This window comes from Streptomyces sp. NPDC043896 (assembly GCF_056435605.1).
Genome location: NZ_JBWKEE010000016.1, coordinates 54,531 through 65,491 on the forward strand (window position 1 = coordinate 54,531; position 10,961 = coordinate 65,491).

General features: G+C 76.2%; 6 protein-coding genes. 2 read left to right on the top strand and 4 right to left on the bottom strand.

Annotation, left to right across the window (positions count from 1 at the left end):
• Positions 1–169: 169 nt before the first annotated feature.
• Together AC069X_RS22995 and AC069X_RS23000 are read left to right on the top strand one after the other, a co-directional pair.
• Entirely contained in the window at positions 170–4,123 is a 3,954-nt protein-coding gene (locus AC069X_RS22995) for a Pls/PosA family non-ribosomal peptide synthetase (RefSeq protein WP_478730883.1), read from the top strand.
• 36 nt (positions 4,124–4,159) lie between these two features.
• Positions 4,160–5,509, top strand: a complete 1,350-nt coding sequence (locus tag AC069X_RS23000; RefSeq protein ID WP_478730885.1) for a M1 family metallopeptidase — start codon at positions 4,160–4,162, stop codon at positions 5,507–5,509.
• Positions 5,510–5,543: 34 nt separating this feature from the next.
• On the opposite strand, the gene AC069X_RS23005 is transcribed toward AC069X_RS23000, so the two are convergent.
• The 4 genes from AC069X_RS23005 to AC069X_RS23020 form a co-directional block, all read right to left on the bottom strand.
• Positions 5,544–6,971: a hypothetical protein gene (locus AC069X_RS23005; protein WP_478730887.1), complete on the bottom strand. Its 1,428-nt coding sequence runs from the start codon at positions 6,969–6,971 to the stop codon at positions 5,544–5,546.
• A 152-nt stretch (positions 6,972–7,123) separates the two neighbouring features.
• Positions 7,124–8,221, bottom strand: coding sequence for a substrate-binding domain-containing protein (locus tag AC069X_RS23010; protein WP_478731129.1), 1,098 nt, complete (start codon positions 8,219–8,221; stop codon positions 7,124–7,126).
• A 121-nt stretch (positions 8,222–8,342) separates the two neighbouring features.
• Entirely contained in the window at positions 8,343–9,383 is a 1,041-nt protein-coding gene (locus tag AC069X_RS23015; protein WP_478730889.1) for an ABC transporter permease, read from the bottom strand.
• Positions 9,380–10,951 (bottom strand): sugar ABC transporter ATP-binding protein, encoded by a 1,572-nt coding sequence (locus tag AC069X_RS23020; protein WP_478730891.1) that lies wholly within the window; start codon positions 10,949–10,951, stop codon positions 9,380–9,382. Before AC069X_RS23020 ends, AC069X_RS23015 begins: the two co-directional genes overlap by 4 nt.
• Positions 10,952–10,961 lie beyond the last annotated feature (10 nt).

A 10,961-nucleotide genomic window follows, 5' to 3' on the forward strand; every position in this document is an offset into this window, starting at 1 on the left:
GGCCCAGGCCGCCGGCGGACACCCTTCCGGCCACGCCCGCGGCTTCGCCGGGAAAATCCCCGGCGGCGGACTAGGCTGGTGGGTTGTTTGCCGCCGGACCGGAACAACCCGGGCAGACCCGGGCTCCACCGGCGCCCCGGACCTGTCCGGGAGCGAGACGTGAGGGCCTATGGCAGCCACACCCGAACACGGTGACCTCACTCTGACGGCCGACGGGGCCGCACCCGACGAGCCCGTCCCCGCCGAAGGGGAGCCACCCCGGCCCGCCCGGGACGACCCCGACCCCGGCAAGACCGCCCGGTTCTCCGCCGGCCCCGCCGCCCCCGCCCGCACCCTCCTCGACGTCTTCGAGGCCACCGTACGGACCCACCCCGACGAACCAGCCCTGGACGACGGCACCTCCCGGCTCACCTACCGGGCCCTGGCCGCCCGCGTCGAACGCCGCCGCCGCGCCCTCGCCGCCGCCGGAGTGGGACTCGGCGACCGGGTCGGCGTACGCGTCCCCTCCGGGACCAACGAGCTGTACGTGGCCGTCCTCGCCGTCCTCGCCGCGGGCGCCGCCTACGTCCCGGTCGACGCCGAGGACCCCGACGAACGGGCCCGGCTGGTCTTCGGCGAGGCCGGCGTACGCGCGGTCCTGGGCCCCGGCCGCCGCATCGACCTCACCGGGGACCGCCCCGCGGGCCCCGCGCCCGCCGCCCGGCCCGGCCCCGGGGACGACGCCTGGATCATCTTCACCTCCGGCTCCACCGGCCGCCCCAAGGGCGTCGCCGTCAGCCACCGCAGCGCCGCCGCCTTCGTCGACGCCGAGGCCGCGCTGTTCCTCGCCGACGAGCCGATCGGCCCCGGGGACCGGGTCATGGCCGGCCTCTCCGTCGCCTTCGACGCCTCCTGCGAGGAGATGTGGCTGGCATGGCGGCACGGCGCCTGCCTCGTCCCCGTCCCCCGCCACCGGGTCCGCAGCGGCGCCGACCTCGGCCCCTGGCTGGTGGAACAGGAGATCACCGTGGTCTCCACCGTGCCGACCCTGGCCGCGCTCTGGGAACCCGCCGCCCTCGACGAGGTCCGCCTGCTGATCTTCGGCGGCGAGGCCTGCCCGCCCGACCTCGCGGCCCGCCTGGTCACCGAGGGCCGCGAGGTGTGGAACACCTACGGCCCCACCGAGGCCACCGTCGTCGCCTGCGCCTGCCTGCTCACCGGCGAGGAGCCCGTCAGGATCGGCCTGCCGCTCGCCGGCTGGGAACTGGCCGTGGTCGACGCGGCCGGCGAACCCGTCCCCATGGGCGGCAGCGGCCAGCTCGTGATCGGCGGCGCCGGCCTCGCCCGCTACCTCGACCCCGCCAAGGACGCCGAGAAGTACGCCCCGCTGGAATACCTCGGCTGGCCGCGCGCCTACCGCAGCGGCGACCTCGTCCGCGCCGACCCGCAGGGGCTGGTCTTCCTCGGCCGCGCCGACGAGCAGGTCAAGCTCGGCGGCCGGCGCATCGAACTGGGCGAGGTCGACGCCGCCCTCCAGGCCCTGCCCGGGGTCGCCGGCGCGGCCGCCGCCGTACGCACCGCCCGCGGCGGCAACCAGCTGCTCGTCGGCTACCTCGTCACCCAGGACGGCTGGGACCGTGACGAAGCCGTCGCACGGCTGCGCGCCGCCCTGCCCGCCCCCCTCGTGCCCCTCCTCGCACCCGTCGAGGCCCTGCCCACCCGCACCTCCGGCAAGGTCGACCGCGACGCCCTGCCGTGGCCCCTGCCCGAGCTGGAGACCACCGGTCCCGCCGAACGCCTCCACGGCACCGAGGCCTGGCTCGCCGAACAGTGGGCCGAAACCCTGGGCGTGCCCGTGACCGGCCCCGGCGACGACTTCTTCGCCACCGGCGGCAACAGCCTCGCCGCCGCGCAGCTCACCACCCGGCTGCGCACCCGCTACCCCGCGGTGGCCGTCCTCGACGTCTACCAGAACCCGACGCTGCGGAAACTGGCCCGGCGGCTGGAGCGGTCCGTGACCGACGGCGGCGCGGCCCGCACCGTCACCCCCGTCCCGCCGCACTCCAGGGCCGCCCAGTGCCTCCTGCTGCTCCCGCTCTTCACCCTCGTCGGCCTGCGCTGGACCGTGGCCCTGCTGGCCCTGGGCAACCTGCTGCACCGGCTCGGACCGTACTCGTGGGCGCCGACCGCCTCCTGGTGGTACGTCGCCGCCGGCGCGGTCCTGCTCTTCAGCCCGCCCGGCCGCCTCGCCATCGCCGCCGGCGGCGCCCGTCTCCTGCTGCGCGGGGTCCGGCCCGGGCACCACCCGCGCGGCGGCAGCGTGCACCTGCGGCTGTGGACCGCCGAGCGGCTCGCCGAGTGCTCCGGCGCCACCTCCCTCACGGGCCCCTGGCTCCAGCGCTACGCCCGGGCCCTCGGCGCCCGCGTCGGACCCGAGGTGGACCTGCACTCCCTGCCCCCGGTCACCGGCATGCTCCGGCTCGGCCGCGGCTGCGCCGTGGAGTCGGAGGTCGACCTCTGCGGGCACTGGCTGGACGGCGACCGGCTGGAGATCGGCCCCGTCCGCATCGGCGCGGGCGCCGTCGTCGGCACCCGCAGCATGCTCTTCCCCGGCGCCCGCGTCGGAAAGCGGGCCGAGGTGGCACCCGGCTCCGCCGTCGCCGGACACGTCCCGAGCGGCCAGCGCTGGGCCGGCGCCCCCGCCGTCCGCATCGGCCGCGCCAAACACAACTGGCCCGGGGAACGCCCGCCGCGCGCCCTCCACTGGCGGGCCATGTACGGGGCGACCGGCTTCTGCCTGACGGCCCTGCCCCTGCTCGCCGCCCTGCCCGCCCTCCTCGTGGCCGGCCGCTTCGTGCCCGCCGGAGCCGGACCCGCCGCGGCCCTGCGCGGAGCGCTGCTCGCCGTCGTGCCCGGGGCGCTCGCCTTCGCCCTCGCGTACGCCCTGCTCCTGCTGGCCGCCGTACGCCTGCTCAGCCTCGGCCTGCGCACCGGCAACCACCCCACCCACAGCCGCGTCGGCTGGCAGGCCTGGGCGGTCGTCCAGCTGATGGACCTGGCCCGCGGGGCGCTGTTCCCGCTGTACGCCGGGCTGGTCACCCCGGTGTGGCTGCGGCTGCTCGGCATGCGCGTCGGCCGGGGCGCCGAGGTGTCCACCGTCCTCGCCCTGCCCAGCCTCACCACCGTCGGCGACGGCGCGTTCCTCGCCGACGACACCCTCACCGCCCCCTGCGAACGCGGCGGCGGATGGATGCGGATCGGCCGCTCCGAGATCGGCCGCCGGGCCTTCCTCGGCAACTCCGGGATGACCGCGCCCGGCCGCAGCGTGCCCGACGGAGGGCTGGTCGGCGTGCTGTCCGCCACCCCGAAGAAGGCCAAGAAGGGCAGCTCGTACCTGGGCCTGCCACCGGTCAGGCTGCCGCGGTCCGCGGCGGCCGCCGACCGCAGCCGCACCTACGACCCGCCCGCGCGGCTGCTGTGGGCGCGCGGCCTGGTGGAGCTGTGCCGGCTCGTCCCCGTGTTCTGCTCGGCCGCCCTCACCGTCCTCACCCTGGCGGCGCTCTGCGCGCTCGGCTCCCGGGTGGGGCTGCCGGGCGCCGCCCTGCTGTCCGGAGCGGTGCTGCTCACCGCGGGGACGGCCGCCTGCGCGGTCACCGTCGCGGCGAAGTGGCTGCTGGTGGGCCGGCACCGGCGCGCGGAACACCCGCTGTGGAGCGGCTTCGTATGGCGGGGCGAGCTGGCCGACACCTTCGTGGAGGTCCTGGCCGTGCCCTGGCTCGCCGGATCCGTCCCCGGCACCCCGCTGCTGGTGCTGTGGCTGCGCGGCCTCGGGGCGCGGATCGGCCGGGGCGTGTGGTGCGAGAGCCACTGGCTGCCCGAGACGGACCTGGTGACCCTCGGCGACGGGGTCAGCGTGAACCGTGGCTGCGTGTTGCAGACGCACCTCTTCCACGACCGGATCTTGCGGACGGATACTGTGGTCCTCCGCGAGGGCGCCACCCTGGGCCCCGGCGGAATCGTCCTGCCCGGGAGCACGGTCGGGGCGCGCAGCACCCTGGGTCCCGCCTCCCTCGTGATGGCCGGGGAGTCCGTCCCCGCCGACACCCGCTGGCTGGGCAATCCGATCGAGGCGTGGCGGTCCTGAGCGGACCCGGGCACAGAGCGGGGAACGGAACCGGCGATGAGTGGCCAGACAGCGGCGGCGGACCCCTACTTCCCCGACAACGGCGACCCCCGCTACCGGGTGCACCGCTACGAACTCGCCCTGGAGTACCGGCCCGGCCCCAACCGGCTGGCCGGCACGGCGCGGCTCAGCGCCATCGCCGGCCCGGCCGCGCTCGCCGAGTTCCATCTGAACCTGGCCGCGTTCCGGATCGGCCGCGTCCTGGTCGACGGCCGGGCCCCGCACCACACGCACCGGGCCGGCCGGCTCCGGATCCGGCCGGCCAAAGTGCTGCCCCCCGGCGCCGCCTTCACCGTCGAGGTCCACTGGGCGGGCAACCCGAAGCCCGTGCGCAGCCCTTGGGGCGGCCTCGGCTGGGAGGAGCTGACCGACGGGGCGCTGGTGGCCAGCCAGCCCGTCGGCGCGCCCTCCTGGTACCCGTGCAACGACCGGCCCGCCGACAAGGCCGGCTACCACATCTCCCTGAACGTCCCGTCCCCCTACACGGTGGCCGCCGTCGGCCGCCTCCTCACCCGGACCACCAGGGCCAGCACCACCACCTGGGTGTACGAGCAGTCCGCGCCCACCCCCAGTTACCTGGTCGGCCTGGCCGTCGGCCACTACCGGACGGTCCTGCTCGGCGACGGAGAGCCGGGGCCCGGCGGGGTGCCGCAGAGCGCCCACGTGCCCGACCGCCTGCTGCCCCGGTTCTCCCGCGACTTCGCCCGCCAGCCGGCCATGATGCGGCTCTTCGAGGAGCTCTTCGGCCCCTACCCGTTCGGCGAGTACACGGTGGTCGTCGCCGACGAGGAACTGGACGTTCCGGTGGAGGCCCAGGGCCTCTCCCTGTTCGGGACCAACCACGTGGACGGTGTGCGCGGCTCGGAGCGCCTCGTCGCCCACGAACTGGCCCACCAGTGGTTCGGCAACAGCGTGGGCATCGCCGACTGGCGGCACATCTGGCTCAACGAGGGCTTCGCGAAGTACGCCGAATGGCTGTGGTCGGAGCGCTCCGGCGGCCGTCCCGCGCACGTACACGCGAGCGCCGCGCACCGGCTGCTGGCCGCGCTGCCGCAGGACCTGAGGCTCGCCGACCCGGGCCGCAAGCTGATGTTCGACGACCGCCTCTACCAGCGCGGCGGCCTCGCCGTGCACGCCGTCCGCTGCGCCCTGGGCGACGCGGCGTTCTTCCGGATGCTGCGCGACTGGGCGGCCCTGCACCGGCACGGCGTGGTGACCACCGCCGCCTTCACCGCCCACGCGGCCGGGTACGCCGCCGGGCCGCTCGACGGCCTGTTCCGGGCCTGGCTGCGCGAACCGGCCCTGCCGCCGCTGCCCCCGCCGCCCGGCGGGACCCCCACCGCCTGACCGGGCTCCGGGGAGCCCGGCCGGGCGGTCCGCGTCACCTTCCGGCGCGGCCGCGCGCCAGGGGCCACTCGCGGTGCAGGGCGCCCAGCGGGATGCGGCGCTCGACGACCGGGGTGCCGAACACGGCCAGCTGGAGCTGGAGCTGCCCGTTCAGGTCGAAGCCGCCGTACAGCGCCCAGGCGCCGTTCGCAGAGGTCTTGCCGTCGGTGGACGCGCTCGCGGTGGCGTCGCCCTCGCCGCGCAGGTAGGGGGCGAAGTCGGCGGTGACGCCGACGGCCCCGTACAGGCCGACGGAGGCCTCGGCGCCGAGGGCGCCCCTGACCCGCCCGGCGGTGGTGACGGTCGCCTTCACCGGGGTGCTGCGCACGGCCGAGGTGCTGACCGGGGTCCAGCCCTTGCCGGTCGCGTAGCCGCCGCCGACGCGGAAGTCGCCCTTCACGTCCTGCCGGACGTCGAGGGTGACCCGGCCGTCGGCCTCCACCTGGACGTAGCAGGTCAGTTCGAGATTGACGACGACGGGTACCGGGCCGACCTGGATGACGGGGTTGCCGCGCAGCTTCGCGAACGGGATCCGCTTGGGCGCGCCCGTGCTCGCGGCGGCGCGGCCCTTGAGTGCCCACTGGGAGGACCAGTCGCCGCTCATGCCGAGGAAGGCCGTGCTCGGGCCGTGACCGCCGCCCTTGGAGCCGTCGTAGGAGAACTCCACCCGGGGGGCGAGCTGGACGAAGCCGGACACCGAGGCCGCGGCCGAGGCGGGGGCGTCCTCGGCGGTGTCGACCGCGGCGTCCACGTCGAGCCGCAGGTTCCCCAGGGGCAGCTTGGCGCCCTCCGGGCCGAAGTGCGCGCCCTGGCCCTTCGCCCAGGAGAAGGTGACGCCCTTCATCAGGGGTTCGACGACCACGGACGCCGGGTCGACCGGGACCTTGCCGTCGGCCTTGTCGTCGCCGAGCGCGGCGGCCAGTGTCGCGGGGGCGGTCTTCACCTCGGTGCCGCGGTCGGTCTTCCCGACGACCTCGGTGACCTTCGCGAGGAGGCCGTCGGGGGCGCCGGGCGCGGGGGCGCTGGCGATGACGTCGCCCACCGCGACGGGCTTGGCGGGCGCGGCGGAGGAACCCGAGGAGGGTCCGGCGGAGGGGCCGGCGGAGCGCTTCGGAGGGGCGTCGCCGCCCTGCGGGGCCGCGGATATGACGGCGCGTCCGCTCGCCTTGTCGTAGGAGGCGACCTTCAGGGGGGCCTTCTCAGGGCCCTGGCCGCCGCGGGTGCGGGTGACGGCGGTGGGGGCGGAGGACCCCTGCGGCGCGGCGTCCACGTCCAGCCGCCGGGAGCCGTCGGCGGCGGAGGGGAGGGCGGCCGGGCTGCCCGGACCGGCGGCGTCCGTGGGGGCGGGGGAGGAGCAGCCGGAGGCGGCGAGCGCGAGGGTGGTCAGGCCGGGCAGCAGGAGGCGTCTGGCGAGCGTACGCACGTGGGTGTGACCTTCGAAATCGGGGGGAACTGTCGTTACTGGTAGGTAACGTGAAGGTTGATCATGCCACGCGCGTACGGCGCCGGTCATATGGGGCAGCCGCCAACTCACCAACGCAGCAAGGTCGTTGAAGGTTCACTCATGAAGGGTGCTCACACCCGCCAGATCTTCCGGTACGCCTCCCGGTAGCCGGGCGGGTCCCAGGAGGAGGAGCCCCGGCTGTTGCCCGCCGTGGCGATGTGGACGGGGGCGACGTAGCCGCTGGCGGGCTGCCCGGCGAAGGCGCGGTTGAACTCGTCGACGATCTGCCAGCCCTGCTGGGACAGCGGCTCGGGCACGGTGGCGGCCTGGAACTGCCCGCTGTTGACGCGCTGGAAGGCCGACGGGTCGCCGTCGCCCGCGCCGATGTTCAGGGGCGGCCCCGCGCCCGGCCGGCCCGCCGCCCGCAGGGCCGGGGCCGCGTCGGCGAAGTAGAGGTCGTTGATGGCGACCGAGTGCGTCCAGTCCTTCCCGAAGCGGGACAGCAGGGAGGAGACCGCCTGCGGGGTGCGGCTGCTCGCGTCCGGGATCGGGATGTTCTCGTACGACAGGAGCCGCACCCCGGGGCAGCTCGCCAGCTCCCGTTTGATCAGGGCGGCCTTGTTCCTGGCGAAGGGGATCGAGTCGTCCGTGAACAGGACGACCCCGGCGTCACCCCCGGACCCGGAGATGATCCAGTCCGCGCTGATCCGCGCCACGTCCTCCACCTTGGTGGTGACGTTGGTGAAGAGCGCCGGGTCCTCGATGGGGCCGGGGGAGTCCACCGCGTGCCAGCCGATGACCGGGATGCCCGCGTCCCGGGCCCGCCGCATCTGCTGCGCCGCCTGGCGGGGGTCGAAGCCGCCGATCACGATGCCCGAGGGCTTCAGGGTGACGGCCTGGCCGAGCGCGGCCTGGATGCCCGCCGGGGTGCCGTCCCCGTCGATCACCCGGACCGTCCAGCCGATGGCCTCCGCCGCCTCCCGGACCCCCTTCGCGACCCCCGCGACCCCCGGGTTGGTCATGGTCTGGGCGACGTAGACGATGCTCTTGCCGGGCACCGCCGCCGGGCCGCCGGTCGGGCCGGTCCACGAGGCGTCGGCGGTCTCGGCCCGCCGCACGGCCGCCTCGGCCCGCGCGTGCGCCTCGGGACAGCCGGCCCCCGCCGGGCCGCCACCGGACACCGGGCCGCCCCCGCAGCCGGCCAGCAGCACGGCGGCCGCCGCGAGCAGGGCCGCGGTGGCGAGGGGCCTCCTCGGGTTCGGCCGCTTCGGGTACTCGGGGTGCTTCGGGTGCACGGTGCTCCTGGCGTGGGGGCGTACGGGGTTCCCGGGCGCGCGGACGGGGCCGGGTCTAAGGGGTGTTCTGTGCCGGTGCGGCCGGAGCGTGATCGGGCGGGCGCCCGGACGCGGCCGCTCCGGCCCGCAGCCGGCGCCTGGCCGTGTAGCCGGCCAGGCCGACGGCGATGAGCAGGGTCCCGCCGTTGAACAGCGGGGTGGCCCAGAACTGGGCCCCGAGCTGGCCGATCCCGGCCAGCCCGACGGCGAGCACGGCGACGGCCACGACGGTGCCGAGGGCATTGGCCCGCCCGGGCCGGATCGTGGTGGCCCCGAGCAGGGCGCCGACGAACGCCGGGAGCAGGTAGTCCAGCCCGGTGCTCGGATTGCCGGTCTGCTGCTGGGCGGCGAGCAGCACCCCGGCGAAGGCGGTGACCAGGCCCGAGGCGGCGAAGGCGGCCACGCAGTAGGCGTGGGTGGGGATGCCGATCGCGGCGGCGGCCCGCGGGTTCGAGCCGATGACGTACAGGTAGCGGCCGGCCGGCAGCCGCTCCAGCACGACCCACAGGACGGCGGCGACGGCGGCGACGTAGAAGGCCGGCAGCGGCAGCCCGAGGAAGCGCGCGTCGTACAGGGCGGTGAAGGAGGCCGGCAGCCCCTCCGGGCCGGGGACGATCCGGGCGCCGTCGGTGATCCAGCCGGTGACGGCGTACATCATGCTGCCGGTGCCGAGCGTGGCGATGAACGAGTCGATCCGTCCGAACTCGACGATCACCCCGGTCAGCGCACCCGCCACCGCGCCCCCGCACACCACCACGAGACAGGCCCACGGCCACGGCCAGCCCTCGGTCACGACGAGCCGCATCACCATCACGTGCGCGAGGCCCAGCCCGTAGCCGATGGAGAGGTCGAACCTGCCGGTCGCGATCGGGATCGTCGCGCCGAGCGCGAGGACCGCCGGGATCGACTGGTTCGAGAGGATCGCGGAGACGTTGTCGCGGGTGGGGAAGGTCTGCGGCAGGACGAGGGAGAACACCAGGAACAGCAGCGCGGCCAGCACCGGCAGCCCGCAGCCGCCGATGTGGTGCCCCCGCAGCCGCTCCGGTGAGGGGGTCATGGGCCCGTCGCGGTTCCGGTCACGGCCGGCAGGGCCGAGGCGGTCCGGGTCAGGGCGGCCACGGTCAGCTCCCGCCCGGCGAGCTCGGCGCCCACCGCCCCCCGGACGAAGACCAGGGCACGGTGGCACAGGTCCGCGACCTCCTCGAAGTCGGTGGAGACGAGCAGCACCCCCACCCCGGAGGCCGCGGCCTCGTCCAGCAGCCGGTGGACCACCGCCTTGGCTCCCACGTCCACACTGGCCGTCGGCTCCTCCAGGACCAGCAGCCGCAGCCCGCCGCTCAGCCACCGCCCGACCATGACCTTCTGCTGGTTGCCGCCGGACAGGGTGGCGATCGGCACCTCGCTGTCGCGGGGCCGTACGGAGAACCGGTCGATCAGCGCGGCCGCCTCGGCCCGCTCGCGCCGGGGCGGGGTCCAGCGCCACGCGGGCACCCCGGCGGCACGCGGGTTCGCCAGGAAGTTCTCCCGTACCGTCAGCTCCGGGGCGCAGCCCTCCTCCTGACGGTCCCCGGCCACGAAGCCGACCCCCGCGCCGAGGGCGCCGGCGACCGTGCGCGGCCGGTACGGGCGGCCCCCGAGCAGCACCCGCCCGCCGAGGTCCCGCCGGACCCCGGCCAGGGCGCGGCCCAGCTCACGGTGGCCGGCGCCGGTCAGGCCGACCATGCCGAGGATCTCCCCGGGGCGCAGCTCCAGCGAGACCGGCCCGGCGTGCGCGGTCCGCGCCCCGTCGAGGCGCAGCAGGGGCGTTCCGGCGGCGGGGGAGGCCGGGGCGGCGGCGGGGGCGCGCCGGGCCGGTTCGTGCCCCACGACGGCGCGCACCAGCCGGGCGGGCGCGTACCCGGCGAGCGGACCGTGCTCCACCAGCCGGCCGTCGCGCAGGACGGCGAAGGCGTCGGCGACCCGGTACACCTCGTCCAGCCGGTGGCTGACGTAGAGGATCCCGTGCCCCCGGTCGCGCAGGGCGTGCAGTACGCCGAACAGCCGGGCACAGTCGGCGGCGGGCAGGGTGGCGGTCGGCTCGTCGAGCACGATGACCTCGGCCCGGGTGGCGAGGGCGCGGGCGATGGCCACCAGCGAGCGCTCGGCCGGGGCGAGAGCGGCGACAGGGGCGCCGGGGTCGAGGTGCCCGGCCACGGTCGACAGGGCCTCCTCGCAGGTCTCCCGGGCCCGCCTCCAGGAGATGAGCCCGCCGCGGCGCGGGTAGCCGGTGCCCAGGGCGACGTTCTCGGCCACCGTCATCCACTCGACCAGCCCGAGGTCCTGGTGGATGAAGGACAGGTGCCGGGAGGCCCCGTGCGAGCCGAGCGGCCGCCCGGCCACCGTCACCTCGCCCGCGTCCGCGTGGTGCACCCCGGCGAGCACCTTGATGAGGGTGGACTTCCCGGCGCCGTTGGGCCCGAGCAGGGCGAGGACCGTGCCGCCGTACAGGTCGAGGTCGACCGAGTCCAGCGCAAGGGTGCCGCCGAAGCACTTGCGCAGCCCGCGCACGCGGACGAGCGGTGGCGCGCCGGCGAGGGGTTCTCCGCCGACGGGAGGTTCTCCACCGGAGCGCGGAGGTGGGCTCATTCCTCGACTC